15 protein-coding genes and 1 riboswitch are annotated in these 18,301 nt (G+C 72.5%); of the genes, 8 read left to right on the top strand and 7 right to left on the bottom strand.

What is annotated here, in order from left to right; all coding sequences use genetic code 11:
- Positions 1-19: 19 nt before the first annotated feature.
- The 3 genes from ACFY1T_RS17670 to aceA form a co-directional block, all read right to left on the bottom strand.
- Positions 20-889: a 3-hydroxybutyryl-CoA dehydrogenase gene (locus ACFY1T_RS17670; RefSeq protein ID WP_390788950.1), complete on the bottom strand. Its 870-nt coding sequence runs from the start codon at positions 887-889 to the stop codon at positions 20-22.
- The gene (aceB, locus tag ACFY1T_RS17665; protein WP_390788949.1) at positions 886-2,478 is read right to left on the bottom strand and encodes a malate synthase A; all 1,593 of its coding nucleotides are present in this window, start codon (positions 2,476-2,478) and stop codon (positions 886-888) included. Before aceB ends, ACFY1T_RS17670 begins: the two co-directional genes overlap by 4 nt.
- A gap of 163 nt (positions 2,479-2,641) precedes the next feature.
- Complete coding sequence (gene aceA, locus ACFY1T_RS17660) at positions 2,642-3,931, bottom strand: isocitrate lyase (RefSeq protein WP_390788948.1); 1,290 nt, start codon at positions 3,929-3,931, stop codon at positions 2,642-2,644.
- A 374-nt stretch (positions 3,932-4,305) separates the two neighbouring features.
- Here aceA and ACFY1T_RS17655 point away from each other — a divergent pair, with 374 nt between their 5' ends.
- The gene (locus ACFY1T_RS17655; RefSeq protein WP_390788947.1) at positions 4,306-5,742 is read left to right on the top strand and encodes a short-chain fatty acyl-CoA regulator family protein; all 1,437 of its coding nucleotides are present in this window, start codon (positions 4,306-4,308) and stop codon (positions 5,740-5,742) included.
- An 81-nt stretch (positions 5,743-5,823) separates the two neighbouring features.
- On the opposite strand, the gene metE is transcribed toward ACFY1T_RS17655, so the two are convergent.
- The gene (gene metE / locus ACFY1T_RS17650; protein WP_390788946.1) at positions 5,824-8,148 is read right to left on the bottom strand and encodes a 5-methyltetrahydropteroyltriglutamate--homocysteine S-methyltransferase; all 2,325 of its coding nucleotides are present in this window, start codon (positions 8,146-8,148) and stop codon (positions 5,824-5,826) included.
- Positions 8,149-8,337: 189 nt separating this feature from the next.
- A riboswitch (cobalamin riboswitch) is annotated at positions 8,338-8,493 on the bottom strand.
- Positions 8,494-8,648: 155 nt separating this feature from the next.
- Complete coding sequence (locus tag ACFY1T_RS17645) at positions 8,649-10,214, bottom strand: oleate hydratase (RefSeq protein WP_390788945.1); 1,566 nt, start codon at positions 10,212-10,214, stop codon at positions 8,649-8,651.
- A 452-nt stretch (positions 10,215-10,666) separates the two neighbouring features.
- On the opposite strand from ACFY1T_RS17645, the gene ACFY1T_RS17640 reads away from it, so the two are divergent.
- Together ACFY1T_RS17640 and ACFY1T_RS17635 are read left to right on the top strand one after the other, a co-directional pair.
- Positions 10,667-11,092, top strand: coding sequence for a subtilase-type protease inhibitor (locus ACFY1T_RS17640; RefSeq protein WP_390788944.1), 426 nt, complete (start codon positions 10,667-10,669; stop codon positions 11,090-11,092).
- A gap of 103 nt (positions 11,093-11,195) precedes the next feature.
- Positions 11,196-11,756, top strand: a complete 561-nt coding sequence (locus ACFY1T_RS17635; RefSeq protein WP_390788943.1) for a hypothetical protein — start codon at positions 11,196-11,198, stop codon at positions 11,754-11,756.
- On the opposite strand, the gene ACFY1T_RS17630 is transcribed toward ACFY1T_RS17635, so the two are convergent.
- Positions 11,743-12,681 (bottom strand): helix-turn-helix domain-containing protein, encoded by a 939-nt coding sequence (locus ACFY1T_RS17630; RefSeq protein ID WP_390788942.1) that lies wholly within the window; start codon positions 12,679-12,681, stop codon positions 11,743-11,745. The two genes, ACFY1T_RS17635 and ACFY1T_RS17630, sit on opposite strands and share 14 nt — an antisense overlap.
- A gap of 275 nt (positions 12,682-12,956) precedes the next feature.
- Here ACFY1T_RS17630 and ACFY1T_RS17625 point away from each other — a divergent pair, with 275 nt between their 5' ends.
- The 5 genes from ACFY1T_RS17625 to ACFY1T_RS17605 all read left to right on the top strand — a co-directional run bounded on the left by ACFY1T_RS17625 (position 12,957) and on the right by ACFY1T_RS17605 (position 17,099).
- The gene (locus ACFY1T_RS17625) at positions 12,957-14,423 is read left to right on the top strand and encodes a lamin tail domain-containing protein (protein WP_390788941.1); all 1,467 of its coding nucleotides are present in this window, start codon (positions 12,957-12,959) and stop codon (positions 14,421-14,423) included.
- 117 nt (positions 14,424-14,540) lie between these two features.
- Positions 14,541-14,963, top strand: a complete 423-nt coding sequence (locus ACFY1T_RS17620) for a GNAT family N-acetyltransferase (RefSeq protein WP_390788940.1) — start codon at positions 14,541-14,543, stop codon at positions 14,961-14,963.
- Between the two features lie 84 nt (positions 14,964-15,047).
- Positions 15,048-15,446: a VOC family protein gene (locus ACFY1T_RS17615; RefSeq protein ID WP_390788939.1), complete on the top strand. Its 399-nt coding sequence runs from the start codon at positions 15,048-15,050 to the stop codon at positions 15,444-15,446.
- Between the two features lie 89 nt (positions 15,447-15,535).
- Positions 15,536-16,507 (top strand): arylamine N-acetyltransferase, encoded by a 972-nt coding sequence (locus ACFY1T_RS17610; protein WP_390788938.1) that lies wholly within the window; start codon positions 15,536-15,538, stop codon positions 16,505-16,507.
- 88 nt (positions 16,508-16,595) lie between these two features.
- Positions 16,596-17,099 carry a MarR family winged helix-turn-helix transcriptional regulator gene (locus ACFY1T_RS17605; protein ID WP_390788937.1) on the top strand — a complete coding sequence of 168 codons (504 nt, stop codon included), beginning with the start codon at positions 16,596-16,598 and terminating at the stop codon, positions 17,097-17,099.
- Between the two features lie 18 nt (positions 17,100-17,117).
- On the opposite strand, the gene ACFY1T_RS17600 is transcribed toward ACFY1T_RS17605, so the two are convergent.
- On the bottom strand, positions 17,118-18,152 hold the full coding sequence (locus tag ACFY1T_RS17600; RefSeq protein WP_390788936.1) for a medium chain dehydrogenase/reductase family protein: 1,035 nt from the start codon (positions 18,150-18,152) through the stop codon (positions 17,118-17,120).
- Positions 18,153-18,301 lie beyond the last annotated feature (149 nt).

Raw genomic sequence — 18,301 nt, 5'->3', positions numbered from 1 at the left:
GGCGGCGGACCGGGACCCCTCAGTCCCGGTCGTACGTGTGGAACCCGCGGCCCGCCTTGCGGCCCAGCAGGCCCGCCTGGACCATCCGCAGCAGGAGCGGCGGCGGGGCGTAGAGGGGTTCCTTGAACTCGGCGTAGAGGGATTCCGCGATGGCGGCGACGGTGTCGAGGCCGATGAGGTCGGCGAGCTTCAGCGGGCCCATGGGGTGGGCGCAGCCGAGCACCATGCCGTCGTCGATGTCCGCGGCACTGGCGTGGCCGGACTCCGCCATGCGGATCGCCGACAGCAGGTACGGGACGAGGAGGGCGTTGACGACGAACCCGGACCGGTCCTGCGAGCGGATCGCGGTCTTGCCGAGCGTGTCCCGGACGAAGCCCTCCATCGTCTCGACGGTGCCCGTGGTGGTGTGCAGCGAGGAGACGATCTCCACCAGCGGCAGGACCGGTACGGGGTTGAAGAAGTGCAGGCCCAGCACACGGTCGGCGCGGCCGGTCGCCATGCCGAGGCGCATGATCGCGATGGCGGAGGTGTTGGAGGCGAGGACGGCCCCCGGGTCCTCCACGATCTTGTCGAGCGCGGTGAAGATCCCGGTCTTCGCCTCGGCGTTCTCGACGACGGCCTCGATGACCAGCTGCCGGTCGGCGAGGTCCTCCAGGTCGCCGGTGAAGACCGTCCGGGCCAGCGCGTCCTCGGCGGGGATCCGGTCCAGCTTCCCGCGCTGGACGGCGCGTTCGAGGGAGACGGCGACGCGCTCCCGGGCGCCGCGCGCGGCGGTGGCGTCGGCCTCGCAGACGACGGTGTCGAGGCCGGCGCGGGCGCACACCTCGGCGATGCCCGAGCCCATCTGGCCGCCCCCGACGACGCCGACCCGGCGGATCGGGGTACTCACGAGCGGGCCTCCGTCCGGCGGACGAGGTGGCGGGTGTAGGCCTCGGGGGTGAAGAAGGCGGGCAGGCCGGGGGCGAGGGCGGTGTTCACGAAGACCTCGCGGGCTTCGGCGACCAGGGCCTGCGGGTCCTCCTGCGCCAGCGCCCCGCATTCGGCGTCGAGGAAGTCGAGGACCGCGGAGCGCTCCGCCCTGCCGTGGCGCAGCCACTGCCAGATCTGGACGCGGGCGATCTCGGCGGTGGCCGCGTCCTCCATCAGCCCCGACAGGGCGACCGCCCCGCGCCCGCGCAGCCAGGCGTCGAAGTAGCGCAGTGCGACGGCCACGTTGGAGCGGATGCCCTCGGCGGTCGGCGGGGCGGCGATCCTGCGGACCGACAGCAGGTCGTGGGAGGCGACTTCGACGTCCTCGCGCGTCCGCTCCAGCTGGTTCGGCCGCTCTCCCAGGACGCCGTCGAAGACGTCGCGGCAGACGGGGACGAGCCGGGGGTGGGCGACCCAGGAGCCGTCGAAGCCGTCCTCGGCCTCGCGTTCCTTGTCGAGCCGGACCCTGGCGAGGGAGGCCGCGTCGGCCCCTGCGTCCTTGCCCGGGACCTGGGCGGCCATGCCGCCGATGGCATGCGCGCCGCGCTTGTGGCAGGTGCGGACGAGCAGCTCGGTGTACGCCCGCATGAAGGGGGCGGTCATGGTGACCGAGGACCGGTCGGGGAGCTGGAAATCGGTGCGGTGGCCGAAGGTCTTGATGAGGCTGAAGAGGTAGTCCCAGCGGCCGGCGTTCAACCCGGCGCTGTGCTCGCGCAGTTCGTAGAGGATCTCCTCCATCTCGAACGCGGCGGTGATCGTCTCGATCAGGACCGTGGCGCGCACGGTACCGCGCGGGATGCCGAGCAGGTCCTGGGCGAAGAGGAAGATGTCGTTCCAGAGGCGGGCCTCGTACCGGTTCTCCAGCTTGGGGAGGTAGAAGTACGGGCCGTGGCCGGCGTCGATCTGCCGCTGCGCGCAGTGGAAGAAGTACAGGCCGAAGTCCACGAGCGAGGCGGACACGGGCCGGCCGCCGACCTCCAGGTGTTCTTCGAGGAGGTGCCAGCCGCGCGGGCGGACCATGATGGTCGCGAGGTCCGGCCCGAGCCGGTACTCCTTGCCCTCCGGGGTGGTGAAGTCGATCCGCCTCTCGATCACGTCGAGCAGGGTCAGCTGGCCGCCGATGACGTTGTCCCAGGTGGGCGAGGTGGCGTCCTCGAGGTCGGCCATCCAGACCCGGGCCCCGGAGTTGAGGGCGTTCACCGCCATCCGGCGGTCCGGCGGTCCGGTGATCTCGACGCGGCGGTCGGTGAGACCCGGCGCCGGCGGCGCGGCCCTCCACGCGGCGTCGTGCCGGATCGCGCGGGTGGCGAGGGGGAAGACGAGGGGGGTGCCGCCGGCCAGGTGGGTGGAGCGGCGGATGCGCTCCCTTAGGACCTCCAGGCGCCGGGAGTGGAACGCGGCGTCGAGCCGCGCGATGAACTCCAGGGCCCCGGGGGTCAGGATCTCTTCATGGCGGTCGCCCGGCGTTGCGAGGACCTCGACGTGGCGGGTCGGTGCGTGGGTGGACATGCGGGTCTCCTCCGGGAGAGGGGAGGGCGGGACGAAGGCGGGTCCGGGCCCTCGGGGGACACGGGACGACCGGGGGCGGGGCGGGGCCCCCGGGTACCGCGCGTAGGCGGGCACCCCGCCCGGGTACCGCGCGTACGCGGGCGCCCCGCCCGCACGGGGGTTCCTAGTGGAACTGCTCTTCCTCGGTGGAGCCGGCGAGCGCGGTGGTGGAGGAGGCCGGGTTGACGGCGGTGGACACGAGGTCGAAGTAGCCGGTGCCGACCTCGCGCTGGTGCTTGACGGCCGTGAAGCCCTGCGCCTGGGCGGCGAACTCGCGCTCCTGGAGGTCGACGTACGCCGTCATGCCGTGCTCGGCGTAGCCGCGGGCCAGGTCGAACATCCCGTGGTTGAGGGAGTGGAAGCCGGCGAGGGTGATGAACTGGAAGCGGTAGCCCATCGCGCCCAGCTCGCGCTGGAACTTGGCGATCTGGTCGTCGTCCAGGGCCGCCTTCCAGTTGAAGGACGGCGAGCAGTTGTACGCCAGCATCTGGTCCGGGTACCGCGCGTGGATCGCCTCGGCGAACTCGCGGGCCTGGGCCAGGTCCGGGGTGCCGGTCTCCACCCAGATCAGGTCGGCGTTCGGGGCGTAGGCCAGCCCGCGGGCGATCACCGGGGCCATGCCGTTCCGCACGTGGTAGAAGCCCTCGGCGGTGCGCTCGCCCGTGCAGAACTCCGCGTCGCGCTCGTCGACGTCGCTGGTCAGCAAAGTGGCCGCGAGCGCGTCGGTACGGGCGATGATCAGCGTCGGGGTGTCCGCGATGTCGGCGGCCAGGCGGGCCGCGTTCAGGGTGCGGATGTGCTGCGAGGTGGGGACGAGGACCTTGCCGCCGAGGTGGCCGCACTTCTTCTCGGAGGCCAGCTGGTCCTCGTAGTGGATGCCGGCCGCGCCCGCCGCGATCATCGCCTTGGTGAGTTCGAAGGCGTTCAGCGGTCCGCCGAAGCCGGCCTCGGCGTCGGCGACGATGGGCGCGAGCCAGTCCCTCGTGTCGGCGCCGCCCTCGGCGGTGGCGATCTGGTCGGCGCGCAACAGCGCGTTGTTGATCCGGCGGACCACCTGGGGAACGGAGTTGACCGGGTAGAGGCTCTGGTCCGGGTAGGTGTGGCCGGCCTGGTTGGCGTCGGCGGCGACCTGCCAGCCGGAGAGGTAGACGGCCTGCAGCCCGGCCCGGACCTGCTGGACCGCCTGGCCGCCGGTGAGGGCGCCCAGCGCGTGGACGTAGTCCTGCTCGTGGAGCTGTCGCCACAGGCGCTCGGCGCCGCGCCGGGCCAGGGTGTGCTCCTCGCGGACGCTGCCCGACAGGCGGACCACGTCCTCGGCGGAGTACGTCCGCTCGATGCCGGCCCAGCGCGGGTCGCTCGCCCAGCGCTCGGCGAGGTCCGCTGCCGCCGCCGTCGTGTTCGTCGTGTCTGCCATGACCGTCACCGTCTCCATGAGTCGTTCGGAAATGCCTCCGCACGTCAAAGGTGCGAAGTGTTGGCACCAGGTGCCATCTGTGAGATCGCGGCCCACCGTCGCCGGGTGTGGAACGAGCTGAGCAATGTTGCCGCACCACCTGTCGGAACCTGCCGGGATCTCCGATATCAGGGCGTGAATCGGGCCCCGTTGGTTCTGTCCGTGCCGCCTGGTCCGGCGGGCCGCAGGACGACTCTCCCAGTGACACCCAGTGCCATCAATCAGGGACGCATGCCAAGTTCTGCGCATCTTTTCGCGAGGTTTTGCCAAGGATGCGAAGGCCGTACGGGGCGGTTGTGCGCATAGGCTGGCCGCTCGGCACCAGGGGAGGTTCGGTGGGCAAGACGTACGCGGGCGCGCGGCTGCGCAGGCTGCGCGAGGAGCGGCGGATGAGCCAGGTCGATCTGGCCAGGGTCCTCGCCATCTCGCCCAGTTACCTGAACCAGATGGAGCACGACTCCCGCCCGCTCACCGTTCCCGTGCTGCTGCGGCTGACGGAAGCCTTCGGGGTCGATCCGGGCTTCTTCTCGGAGCGGGACACCGGCCGCCTCGTCGCGGACCTGCGCGAGGCGCTGGCCGGAGAGGTCGCCGAGGCCCGGGTCTCGGCCTCCGACCTCGCCGAGCTGGCCTCGCGGATGCCGGCGGTCGCCCGGGTGCTGCTGGACCTCGGACGGCGTTCGCAGGTCCTGGCCGAGAGCCTGGCCGGCGCGCAGGACGGGCGGGACGCGGTGCCGGGTGCGGCCGGCGGCGCCGCAGGGGCCGCAGGAGCCGTTCCGCGCTCCGCCCACGAGGAGATCCGGGAGTTCTTCTACCGCCGCCAGAACTACCTCCACGACACCGACCTCGCCGCCGAGGAACTGGCCAACGCGATCCGGATCCGCCCCGGAGAGGTGGTCCGGGCCCTGTCCGCGCGGCTCTCCGACGCGCACGGGGTGCGGGTGAGCGCCGACTGCGACCGGCTGCACCGCTACGACGAACGGAGCCGGACGCTGCACCTGTCCGCCCGGCTGCGGCCGGGGCAGCAGGCGTTCCGGATGGCGACGCAGCTCGCCCTGCTGGAGCACGCCGACGAGCTGGACCGGTGCGCCTCGCAGGACTTCCCTGCCGGCTCCACCGCGCACGGCCTGGCCCGGATCGGCATCGCCAACTACTTCGCCGCGGCCCTGATCCTCCCGTACCGGGCCTTCCACGCCGCCGCCGAGGAATTCCGCTACGACATCGAGCGGCTCACCGACCGGTTCGGACTGGGATACGAGACGGTCTGCCACCGCCTCAGCACCCTCCAGCGGCCCAGGCTGCGCGGGGTGCCGTTCTCCTTCGTCCGCGTCGACCGGGCCGGGAACATGTCCAAGCGGCAGTCCGCGACCGGGTTCCACTTCTCCCGGGCGGGAGGCACCTGCCCGCTGTGGAACATCTACGAGGCCTTCGCCGCACCCGGCCGCATCCACGTCCAGGTCGCCGCCATGCCCGACGGGCAGCGCCACCTGTGGACCGCCCGCGCCGTCACCCGCCATCGCGGCGGCTGGGGCGAGCCGGGCAAGACCTTCGCGATCGGGCTGGGCTGCGAGATCCGGCACGCCTCGCGGCTCGTCTACTCCGACGGCCTCGACCTGGACAACACCTCGGCCGACACGCCCATCGGCATGGGCTGCCGGCTGTGCGAGCGCCTGGACTGCCCGCAGCGCGCGGTGCCCCCGCTCGGGCGTCCGCTCGCCGTCGACGAGAACAGCAGCACCTTCGTCCCGTACCAGGTGGCCGACCGCGCGCAGTGACGCCCGAAGGCTCCTCGACGGCCGACGGCCTCCCGGGCCCGGGTCGGACGCCCGTCGGGCGTCCGACCCGGAACTCCTGGGTCAGGAGCCGTCGCCCGTGAGCTCCGCGCGCACCTCGCGCGCGGCCGCGACGAGGTTTTCCAGGCAGGCGCGGGTCTCGGGCCAGCCGCGGGTCTTCAGGCCGCAGTCGGGGTTGACCCACAGCCGTTCGGCGGGGATGGCCGCGAGTCCTTCGCGGAGCAGGGCCGCCGCTTCCGCGGCGCTCGGGACGCGGGGGGAGTGGATGTCCCAGACGCCCGGGCCGGCCTCGCGGGGGTAGCCGTGCCGGGCCAGTTCGCCGGCGACCTGCATGTGGGAGCGGGCCGCCTCCAGGCTGATGACGTCGGCGTCGAGGTCGTCGATGGCCTGGACGACGTCGCCGAACTCCGCGTAGCACATGTGCGTGTGGATCTGGGTGTCCGGCCTTGCACCGCCGGTGGTGAGCCGGAAGGACTCGGTGGCCCAGGCGAGGTACTCCGCGCGGTCCGCCGCGCGCAGCGGCAGGGTCTCGCGCAGGGCGGGTTCGTCGACCTGGATGACCGGAGTGCCGGCGGCCTCCAGGTCGTCGACCTCGTCGCGCAGGGCGAGGGCCACCTGGCGGGCGGTCTCCCCGAGGGGCTGGTCGTCCCGTACGAAGGACCAGGCGAGCATGGTGACCGGGCCGGTCAGCATCCCCTTGACCGGCTTGGCCGTCTGCGACCGGGCGTACGCGGTCCAGCGCACGGTCATCGGCTCCGGGCGGGAGACGTCCCCGGCCAGGACCGGGGGCCGGACGTAGCGGGTGCCGTACGACTGCACCCAGCCGTGCCGGGTGGCCAGGTAGCCGGTGAGCCGCTCGGCGAAGTACTGCACCATGTCGTCGCGTTCGGGCTCACCGTGCACCAGGACGTCGATCCCGGTCTTCTCCTGGAAGGAGAGCACCTCGCGGATCTCGTCCTTGATCCGCTCCTCGTAACCGGCCGTGTCGATGCGGCCGGCCCGCAGGTCGGCGCGGGCGGTGCGCAGCTCGTTCGTCTGGGGGAAGGAGCCGATGGTCGTCGTCGGCAGCAGGGGCAGCCCGAGGAGGGCGCGCTGGGCCGCGGTCCGCTGTGCGTAGGGCTGAGAGCGCCGTCCGTCGGCGTCGGTGATCGCGGCGGTACGGGCGCGCACGGCGGGGTCGTGGGTGATGGCGGAGCCGGCGCGGGAGGCCAGGTCGGCCCGGTTGGCGGCGAGTTCGGCCGCGATGGCGCCGGTGCCCTTGGCGAGTCCGCGGGCCAGGGTGGCGATCTCGGCGGTCTTCTGGCGGGCGAAGGCGAGCCAGCGCCGGACCTGCGGATCGATGTCGCGTTCGGCACTCGCGTCGAGTGGGACGTGCAGGAGCGAGCAGGACGCCGCGACGTCCACCCGGCCGGCGAGACCCAGGAGGGTGCCGAGGGTGGTCAGGGACTTCTGGTGGTCGTTGATCCAGATGTTGCGTCCGTCGACCACGCCGGCGACGAGCCGCTTGCCGGGCAGTCCGCCGACCGCGGCGAGGTCGGCGAGGTTCGCGGCGCCGCGGCCCGTGAAGTCGAGGGCGAGGCCTTCGACGGGGGCCGCGGCCAGCACCTGGAGGGCGTCGCCGAGCCGGTCGAAGTACGAGGCGACGAGCACCTTGGGGCGGTCGGTCGGCGCGCCGAGCTCGCGGTAGGCGCGGGCGGCGGCGTTCAGGTCGGCCGGGGTGCGGTCCTGGACCAGGGCGGGCTCGTCCAGCTGCACCCACTCGGCGCCGGCGGCCCGCAGGTCGGCCAGGACCCGGGCGTAGACGGGCAGCAGCCGGTCGAGCAGGGTCAGCGGCTGGAAGTCGGCGGCCACGCCCGGGGCGGGCTTGGCCAGCAGCAGGTAGGTGACGGGGCCGACCAGGACCGGGCGGGCCGTGTGCCCGAGCCCGAGGGCCTGCTCCAGCTCGGCGACCTGCCGGGTGGAATCGGCGGTGAAGACGGTGTCCGGGCCGAGCTCGGGGACCAGGTAGTGGTAGTTGGTGTCGAACCACTTGGTCATCTCGAGCGGGGCGGCGTCCTGGGTGCCTCGGGCCATCGCGAAGTAGCCGTCGAGGGCGTCGGCGGCGACCGCCGCGCGGTGCCGCTCGGGGACGGCGCCGACCATGACGCTGGTGTCCAGGACGTGGTCGTAGTACGAGAAGTCACCGGTCGGCACCTCGGTGATGCCGGCGTCGGCCAGCTGCTGCCAGTTCGAACGGCGCAGGCCGGCCGCGGTCTCCCGGAGGGCGTCGGCGGTGACGAGGCCCTTCCAGTAGCCCTCGACGGCCTTCTTCAGTTCGCGGCCCCGTCCCTGGCGGGGGTAGCCGTACACGGTGGCTCGTGCTGCCGCGGCTGCGGGCTTCGCTGTCACGGAACTCTCCTTCGCGAGATGTGTCCAGAACATCCCGGACGACGGGACGCGGACGCGAAGGGACGACAGAACGCGCGGACCACGCCGCGGGAGGGAACACCGCACGTGCCGCTCGCTGTGTACGCCGACCCGCCCACGAGGTCACCGGGATGTCCGCATGCGGAATTCGTCCGCGTGCGGGCAACGGGCAGGTCTTCGGACTCGCGGGCACGCCTGCCGGTCTCCCGGCGGGCACCTAGTGGCCGTCGCTTCCCAGGACCGTTGTCCGGTCCCAGTGCGTATGACGGCGGTCGTTCCCGCTCACCGCTGCGGGGCAGTCCCGGATTCCCACCGGGTTCCCTCTTACGACGCATCCCGCCTGGCGGACGGGGCGAACCAGCTGCACCGGCCACCCTAGGACGCGCGGTCTCCCACCGGCGAGCCGTGTCCGTCATTCGGACGAAAAGGTGAGACGCCCTGCCGGTGGCGCGTGGGCCGTCAGCCGTCTCGAGGCGCCGGAGTCAGCGGCGGTGCATCGTGTGCAGGGCTTCGAGCAGGACCTTCGGGTCGTGGGCTCCCTTGTGGACCGGCGGGGGCCGCCGGTCGAGGTGGAGCAGGCCGGCCACGGCGGTCCAGGCGGTGCGGACCGAGTACTCGACGGTGAACACCACATCGTCGGGTACTTCGGCGTACTGGCCGATGAAGGCCAGGTTGGTGGATCCCTCGGGGACGACGTCGGGCCGGTCGCCGGCCTTGCGGACGAGGAACTGGCTGGTGATGTACGGCATCAGGGCCGGCCGTACGACGGACGACTCCAGGATCTGCCCGCTCTGGGCGAGCCGCAGGTGTCCCAGCACCTCGGTCAGCACCTCGCGGCCCGTGCACCGCGCCATCGTCTTGCCCACGTGGTCGCCGGCCTTGTCCGGGAACAGTGCGTAGCCCCACCAGACGTAGGTGTCCTGCGGCTGTTCGTGGAAGTGCGGCTGGTGGTTGAGCACGATGGTGAGCAGCCAGGAGGAGTCCTTGAAGGTGATCAGTCCGCCCTTGCCGGCCTCGCTCCCCGAGAACTCCTCCATGGCCTTGAAGAAGGTCGGGTCCCGGGTGGTGACGGTGAAGGACCCCCAGGTGGAGTCCGCGACGGAGGAGTCGAACACCGAAGGGTCGCCCAGGTGGGGGCGTTTGGCCGCCAGGGCGTGCCACAGCAGCCACGATGCGTCGGGGACCGAGGTGTCCGGTACGGCGGCGGTGTCGGTGGATCCGAGGGCCGAGCGGGCGGTCATCGAGCCGTTGGTGACGAACACCAGGTCCTCGGGGGCGACGGGGATCCGCTCGGTCGTGCCGCCGCGCGTGCAGGTGAGGGAGGTGACGGTGACGCCCTCGCCTTCGGCCAACCCGGCATCGGTGACGGTGGTGTTCATCGCGAAGGTGACGCCCTGGCTCCGCAGCCAGGCCCGCAGCGGGCGCACGATCGAGTCGTACTGGTTGAAGCGCGTGCGGTAGATGCCGGACATGGTGTCGAAGGTCTTGAACAGGTGGACGAACCGGTTGAGGTAGCGCCGGAACTCGATTGCCGAGTGCCAGGGCTCGAAGGCGAAGGTCGTGCACCACATGAACCAGAAGTTGGTGGTGAAGAACTCCGGAGCGAAGCAGTCGGAGATGCGCTTGCCGTCGAGGCGCGATTCGGGGGTCGCCACGCACGCCACCAGGTCGAGCCGGTCACGCTCGGAGAAGCCCATGGAACGGGTGTCGACACGGCGGCCGGCGGCGTCGACGAGGCGGGCCTTGTCGTTCCAGGCGAAGTCCTCGTGGAAGGCGAACGTGTCCTCGGTGACCGAGACGTCCGGCCTGTCGAGGGAGGGGATCGAGCGCAGCAGGTCGTAGGTGCACTCGAAGTGCAGCTCGAACATCCGCCCGCCGCGCATGGTGTAGCCGGTCTCCGGGTCGCCCGCCGCGTCGAGGCTTCCGCCGGTGCGGTCCTGGGCCTCCAGGACGGTGATGTCGCCGCCCGCGAACCCGCCCTCCCGGATCAGCAGCGCCGCCGCCGACAGGGAAGCGATGCCCGCACCCACCAGATAGGCCTTGGCCACGACGCGTCTCCGCTCGCCGGGGGCCGCGTGCCGGCCCCGGTCGGCCGTGCGGTCACCCCGGCCAGCCCACCACCCCCGCCCCGGCGGCCGCAATCCGGGTGGGCCATCGGTGGGGCCGCCGGGGTTCGGTCCCCGCGCGGGGGCCGAACCGCATCGATCCGGTCACTCTGAGGAGACGTCCGGTGAACCGTGAGTGGCCGTCACCTGGGCAGGAGGTACAGGAGGCGGGGTCACGCCGGTCGACGCGGCGGGCTCCCGCGGGGCGCGGGCCTGCGAACACCCGGCGCGAGCTGCGCGAAGACGCCCCTCCGCTCCGATATGCGAACCAACTGTCCGTAAATCGACCGCCGATGTGCGGCTGTCCTTCATGCCTGGCAGGCTCAGCCCCAGTTGAGCGCTACATGAAAGCCACAGCGCCCCAAATTACCTTCGAATCGAAAGTGAGTCCTCTCATGCGTCACCGCATAGCCACCGTCTCCGCCGCAGCTCTCCTCTGCCTCGCCGGCGCCACGGGTGTGGCGGAGGCGAGCCCCGAGAGCCTGTACGCCCCCTCCGCCATGGTGTTCACCATCACCCAGGGCGACAACGCCGCCGCCGGTACGGTCCTGCGGGCCACCGTCCTCAGCTGCGCCTACACCGCGGAGGGCACGCACCCCGCCCCCAGGGCCGCGTGCGACGCCCTCAACGCCACCGGCGGCGAGTTCAACCGCCTGCTGGCCGCGCCGAACCCGGACCGGGCCTGTCCGATGCACTACGACCCCGTCACCGTCACGGCGGACGGCGTGTGGCGCGGGGCCCACGTCGCGTGGAAGCACACCTTCCCCAACGCGTGCGCGATGTCCGCGACGCTGAACGGCAACCCGGTCTACGCGTTCTGACGCAGCGGGGTGCGCGTTTGTTCAAGAACGCGGGGCGGCGGGGGTTCCAGGATGGGGGCTGCCCGGCAGATGCCGGGCGGTACCTCGTGAAGGGACGCATTCCGTGTCAGATACGCGCAAGGCGGCGTTGGGCGTCGTCGCGGTGGGAACGCTCGCGGCCTCCGTGCTCCTCGGTGCACCCGCCGGAGCGGCCACCGGCCCCGCGGCGGACGCCACGGCCCGGTACGCCTCGTTCGAGGGGCGGACCCTGGACCTGTCCGGGGACTGGGGCGAGGCCAGGGTCTGCATGGTGTGGCAGGGGCGCGGGGCGGTGGAGTGCTTCCGTACCGCCTCCGAACAGGAGGCGCGGGCAGCGCAGTTGCGCGCCACCGCCACGACGCGGCAGGTCCTCGCCGCCTGCTCCACACCGCTGGACCTGTACCAGTACACGGGCAAGGGGGGCCGCGACCTGAAGTTCTACGACCGCGGGTACTGGCAGAACCTCTCCGCCTACAACTTCGACAACTCCACGTCCTCCTACTGGACCGGGGCCTGCACGGCGCACCTCGCCGAGAACCCGGGCGGCGGCGGGTACTGGTACCCCGGCAACACCGGGCCGAACCACATCGAGGACTCGATGCGCAGCGGCTGGGACAACCGGGTCAGCTCCATCAAGATCGACTGAACCGGTCGGGCAGCACGATGCTGGTGACCTGCCCGGTCACCCGGTCCACCCCGGCCGGGTCGCCGGGCAGGGCGGCGCCCCGCTCCGAGCGGAACCGCCGCGGCGTGCGCCCGCTCATCGCCTTGAACTCCCGGTTCATGTGGGCCTGGTCGCTGAACCCGCAGGCGACGGCCACGTCGGCGAGCGGGCGGCCGCCGTGGTCGACCAGCCACAGCGTGCGCTGGAAACGCAGCACGCGCGCCGCGGTCTTCGGCGTCAGACCGATCTGCTCCCGGAAGAGGTACTCCAGCCGCCGCTTGCCGCGGCCGCTGCGTACGGCCAGTTCCTCGACGGGCAGGCAGCCGCCGCTGCGGACCAACTCCCCCCACGCACGCCGCAGCGGCGCGGCGGCGCACGCACGGGCCGCCTCCGTCCAGGTGCGGAGGGCAGCGTCCAGCAGGGCGAAGCGCGCTTCCCATCCCACCGCTTCGTACAGGGCCTCGGCCAGCAGGTCGGCCCGCCGGCCGAGGAGTTCGACCGGATCGGCCATCCGGTCGGCCAGGTCGCTCATGGGCTGTCCCAGGAGCCCGAACGCCGCCCACGGCGCGAGGAGGACCTCCACGCCCTCCACCCGGCCCGCGTGTTCACCGAGCGTGGGCCGGGTCTGGAGGCCGGAGACGAGCGCGGTGTAGGGGCGGGCGGTCGCGTCGAGGCGCGTGCCGAGCGTCACCCACACCGGGTCGGCGAGGTTGAAGACCAGCGAGACGCAGGCGTCCGGCACCTCCAGCCGGCGGCGGCCGTACCCGAGGTCCATGCGGTGGCCCCGGTACCCGCGCACACCCGGCCTGAGCTGCGGATGGGGCCGTCCGCGGACCACTTCCCACGTGCCGTGGGGGCAGGCGTCCCTGGTGAGGGCCCGGGGCGAGGGGGATGGGCGGGCCGGCATGTCACGCCTCCTTCGGCCCCGGGGCTGTGCGGCGGGACCCTGTCGCGTCGGCAGGTGGTACGGACGGTCGCGCGCGGCCCCCGGAGGCGGGCGCAGCGTCCCGGCTCCGACGGGGGCACGCGGGCATCGGTGCCCCGACGCCCGCCGCTCCATGCGCAGCGCTCCCGGAAGGGCTCGATCGCGACGCCGGGCGACGTGCCGTTCGGCGTGCGTTCACGGGACGACCCGGCGGAAGCCGGCCGGAGTTCGGGGTCGGCCGCGACCCTCGTGTGGCCATGCCCCAGCCCCCCACCCTCCCCGGGACGGTCACCGTGCTCGAAGCAGGCACATCCCGTAAGCGTCCCCGCCCCGCCCCGATCCGCCTCGCCCTCGCCGGCTCCACGCTGATGGCCGCCGCGCTGCTGCCCGCCCCCGCGGCGCAGGCGGCGCCCGCCGATGACATCCGCATCAACGAGGTGGTGACGACCGGCAGCGTCGACGACTCGATCGAGCTGTTCAACAAGGGAACGGCCACCGTCGACGTCTCGGGCTGGATCCTCAAGGACGACGACAACGGCTCGAAGTTCAAGATCCCGTCCGGTACGGGTCTGGCCCCGGGGGCGGCCCGCGCCTTCGACGTGGACGCCCGGTTCGGTCTCGGATCCGCGGACAAGGCCCGCCTGTACCTTCCCGACGGCAGCACCCTGGTGGACAGTTTCGGCTGGAGCAGCCACTCCGGCCCGTCCTGGTCGCGGTGCCCCGACGGCACCGGCTCCTTCGGCAAGGCGGCCCTGACGCTCGGCGCGCCGAACGACTGCGGCTCCGGGGGCGGCGGTACGAACCCGGTGGCCTGGCCCGGCGGCAGCTCCGTGGCGACGGCCGACGGCCAAGGCGTTTTCGGCCAAGACCTCAGCGGCCTCTACCAGGAGGGCCCCGTGCTGTGGGCCGCCCAGAACTCCGGCAGGCTGTGGCGCCTGGTCCGCGACGGCTCCGGCGGCTGGCGCCCGGACACCGAGAACGGCTGGTCCTCCGGCAAGACGCTGCGCTACCCCGGCGGCGCCGGGAGCCCGGACGGCGAGGCCGTCACCCTGACCGCGGCGGGCGCGGCGGCCGGTGCGTACGTCGCCGCCGAACGCAACGGCGACGCGTCCGGCACCAGCCGGCTGTCCGTCCTGCGCTACGACGTCACCACCGGCCCGGGCGGCAGCCTGACCGCCACGAAGGAGTGGAACCTGACGGCCGGCCTGCCGGCCGTCGGCTCCAACCAGGGCTTCGAGGCGATCACCTGGATCCCCGACGCCACCTTGACCGCGGCCGGATTCAAGGACGAGTCGACCGGCGCGGCGTACGACCCGGACCGGTACGGCGCGCACACCGGCGGGGTCTTCTTCCTCGGGGTCGAGGGCACCGGCACCGTCTACGGCTACGTCCTGCAGGACGGCGGGGCCGCGGCCCGCGTCGCCACGATCGCGAGCGGCATGCCCGCGGTGATGGAGCTCCAGTGGGAGCCGCAGGCCGCGCGGCTGTGGCTCGTCTGCGACGACACCTGCGACGGCCGCCACCGGACCATGAAGATCGGCGCCTCCGGCACCTTCGCGCCCACCGCCGCGTACGACCGTCCGAGCGGCATGCCGGACCTCGACAACGAGGGCTTCGCGCTCGCCGGATCCGACGAATGCGCGGGCGGCGCCAAGCCCGTGTACTGGTCCGACGACGGCAGCACCGGTGGCCACGCGCTCCGCAGGGCAACCATCGCCTGCTGACCCCGTCGCGAACCGGAGCCCGCCCTCCTCCCCGTCCCCGCACGGGACCTGACGGCAAAGAAGGCGGATCGGGCCCGCGGGGGCGGCAAGTCCGCGGCGGCGTGCGACCCTTCCGGCATGGATGTGATCTTTGCCGAGGACGAGATTTCCGTACGCCGCTGCTGGCCGGTCTTCTCGCAGCTGCGCCCGCACCTGGACGAGGACGGGTTCGCCGAGCGCTGGCGGACGCAGTCCGCGGAGGGCTACCGCATCGTCTACCTGGAGGAGGACGGCGAGGTGTGCGTCGCCGCGGGCTTCCGCGTCATGCACACGATGATCTCGGGCCGCATCCTGTACCTGGACGACCTCGTCGCCGACGAGTCCGTCCGCGGCCGGGGACTCGGCAGCCGCATGCTCACCGCCCTCAAGGCCATCGCGGCCGACGAGGGCTGCGAGGAGTTCCACCTCGACACGGGCCACCAGCGCCACGCCGCGCACCGGACCTACCTGCGCAACGGCTTCCGGATCGATGCCCACCACGTCTCCATGACCCTGCGCTGACGGGACCCGCTTCCCGGCACCGACCTGCCACACCCTGCCCGGGCCCCCTGGCCCGGGCCCAGGCGCGCCCGTACCCTCTGCGCCATGATCAATTCACGTACCCACGTCCGTGTCGCCCGCCCCTCCCTCGACCTGAAGGCCGCCGAGCGGTTCTACGTCGACGGACTCGGCCTGGAAGTGCAGTGGCGCAGTACCGAGCGCGTGCCCGGCGCACACGACCTGCTCATGGTCGGGCCGGCCGGGGGCGGCTGGCACTTCGAGCTCACCCACGATCCCGAGAACCCGGTCGTGCCCGCCCCCACCGTGGACGACCTCTTCGTCGTCTACCTGGGCGAGGCGCCCGACGAGGACCTCGTCCGCCGGCTCGTCGAGCACGGCGGCACGCGCGTCGCCTCGCACAACCCGTACTGGGACGAGTGGGGCGTCACCGTCGCCGACCCGGACGGCTACCGGCTGGTGCTCTGCTCCCGCACCTGGGGCTGAGCCGGCCCCGCGGGGGGTTTCCCGGGGACGTGACTTTCTCTTCCCCGGGCTCTCCGGCCATGACCGGTTTTGTATGCACCATGGCTGCCATGACGACGAACGACGATGCCACGGCCTGGCAGGGCGGCAGCCTCGACCTGGATGCCTACCTCCGGCGTACCGGCTATGACGGAGAGCTCGCGCCCACACTCGACGTTCTCCGGGCGCTGACGCGTAAGCACATCACCTCGATCCCCTTCGAGACCGTCGAGATCGTGCTCGGGCGGCCGATCTCCCTCGAACTGCAGGACATCCAGGACAAGTTGGTCCACGGACGCCGCGGCGGCTACTGCTACGAGCACACCGTGCTGCTCGCGGCGGTGCTGGAGCGCGTCGGCTTCCGGGTGACGGGGCTCGCCTCGCGGGTCCGCATCGGCTCCGAGGGGGTGGTCCGCGCGGCCACGCACGCGATGCTGCGCGTGGAGACGGCCGAGACCCCCGAGACCGGCAAGGTGTGGGTGTGCGACCCCGGTTTCGGCCGCAACCCCATCGAGCCCATCGAGCTGGTGGAGGGCTCCGAGACCTCGTTCGGCGGCTGGGGCTTCCGGCTGGAGGGCTCCACCACCGAGACGGGCGACCGGCTGTACGTGATGCGGACGCGGGGCGCCGAAGGCTGGTACGACCTGCACGCCTTCACCCTCGACCAGCGGTATCCGCAGGACTGGATGGTGGCCAACCACTTCCTCTCCACGCATCCGCGTTCGCCGTTCGCGGGCCGGCTGCTCGTCCAGCAGATGCGCGAGCAGGAGCACGTCTTCCTCGACGGCAGCGTCCTCACCCGGACCCTGCCCGACGGCACGGCCACCGCGCAGACCTACACCCCGGAGGAGATCCCCGGTCTCCTGCGCGACCTGTTCGGCATGGAGGTGCCGGAGACCGACCGCGACGAGCTCATCGCCCGTGTGTACGTGGCCCGTCAGGCCGCCGCGATGTACCCGACGACCGTGCAGCCGTCGACGGTGCCCATCCAACAGCTGCGGGCGCACCGCGCCGGACGCAGGAGGGCGGCGCCGGTCAGGTGAGATCGGAGGCAGTGTTCCCGGTTCCTTCGGCCGTTCAAACTCCACAAGCAACTTCCCAAAGTTGCTTGCGGGGTTTCACGGAGAAGTCATGATCACGAAACCCGGCCGGCAGGCGTCGGCGTCCGCCGTGACCGCGCAGCGGCTCGACGACGCGATCAAGCGGCTGCGCGCGCGGCAGCGCGCGGAGTCGGGACAGGACGCGACGGGCCTGACCGTCACGCAGCTCGCCGTCCTGGCGAGCGTCGTACGGGAGGGCCCGGTCACCGCGGCCCGGCTCGCTTCCCTGGAGCACGTGAGCCCGCAGTCCATCGCGCAGAGTCTGGCGGTCCTCAAGGCCGCCGGGCTGGTGCACGGCGAGCCCGATCCGTATGACGGCCGCCGGAAGCTGATGAGCGCGGATCCCGCCGCCGCCGAGCTGATCGACAAGCTGCTGGCGGGCCGTGCGGCCTACCTGGCCCGTGCGATCGACCGGCGCGTCCCCCCGGACCGGCTGGCGGACGTGGAGAGGGCCGTCGAGCTGCTGGAGCGACTGGCCGCGGCCGACGTGCCCGGCCTGACGGGCAGGGCGGCTCCCAGGAGCGGCAGCGGATGAGGACCGGCGCCGGCCGGGTCAAGGGACCAGGACCACCTTGCCGGCGACCGTTCCCGACTCCGCCAGGCGCATCGCCTCGGCGGCGCGGGCCAGCGGGATCCGCGCGGCGACCTTCGCCGTGATCTCGCCGCGCTGCAGGGCGGTGAACACCTGGGTCAGGTCGGAGCGCAGCCGGGCCCGGAAGCGGTTCTTGGCGTAGGCGCGACCGGCCCACACGTTGTAGAAGTACGCGCGGCGCCCGTTGGGCAGCGCGTTCCACAGCCACACCCGGCCCAGCAGCTTCAGCACCGGCAGCGAGCCGGAGCCCTGGTCGTCCCGGGTGGCGGCGGTCCCGTACGAGACGAGGGTGCCGCCGGGCGCCAGCAGCTGCCAGGAGTCGACGATGCCCTCGCCGCCGACGTGGTCGAAGACCGCGTCCACCCCGCCGGGCGCGAGTGCCCGTACCCGTGCGCAGACGTTGCCGGAGCGGTAGTCGATCGGGGTCACCCCGAGCGCACGCAGCCCGTCGTGGTGACGGGTGGATGCGGTGCCGATCACCTCGGCCCCGGCGGCGAGCGCCAGCTGGACCAGGATCGAGCCGACCCCGCCGTTGGCGCCGTGGACCAGGACGGTCTGGCCGGCGCGCACCCGGGCCTTGCGGTGGAGCATCTGCCAGGCGGTGATGCCGTTGACGACCGCGGTCTCGGCGTCCACCGCCCCGACGCCGTCCGGTACCTCCACCGCGTCGGCGGCGTCGAGCGCGATGTGGCTCGTCCAGCCGCCGGTCTTCGTCAGGGCGGCCACCCGCCGGCCGAGGAGTCCGGAAGGGACGCCGTCACCCACCGCCTGCACCGTCCCGACCAGGTCGTATCCGGGGACGAAGGGGAAAGGGGGCTGGTCGTAGTACCGGCCGCGGCGCATCTGCTGCTCCGCGAAGGAGACCCCCGTCGCCTCCATCGCGATGACCACCTGCCCGGCCGCGGGCGCCGGGACCGGGCCCCGGTGCAGTTCCAGCCCCTCGGGCTCGACCTTGCCCGGCAGGACGATCTCCACGCGCTCGACGGTGTTCACCATGACCTCCAGAGGGGGTTGCCGTTGTTTGTACATCTCGTGTTCGTTAGAAGCTATAACCAGAATGAGCGGGTGTGGAGGTGATGTCAAGCGAACGGCTCGTCCGATCGTGAACGGTGCTGCCGATGGTGATAGCGTCTAACTGAATTGAG

The sequence above is a fragment of the Streptomyces sp. NPDC001194 genome, assembly GCF_042896985.1.
Lineage (GTDB): Bacteria > Actinomycetota > Actinomycetes > Streptomycetales > Streptomycetaceae > Streptomyces.
Note: the sequence above shows the minus strand (reverse complement) of the source record. Positions and strands in the feature narration are given on the sequence as shown.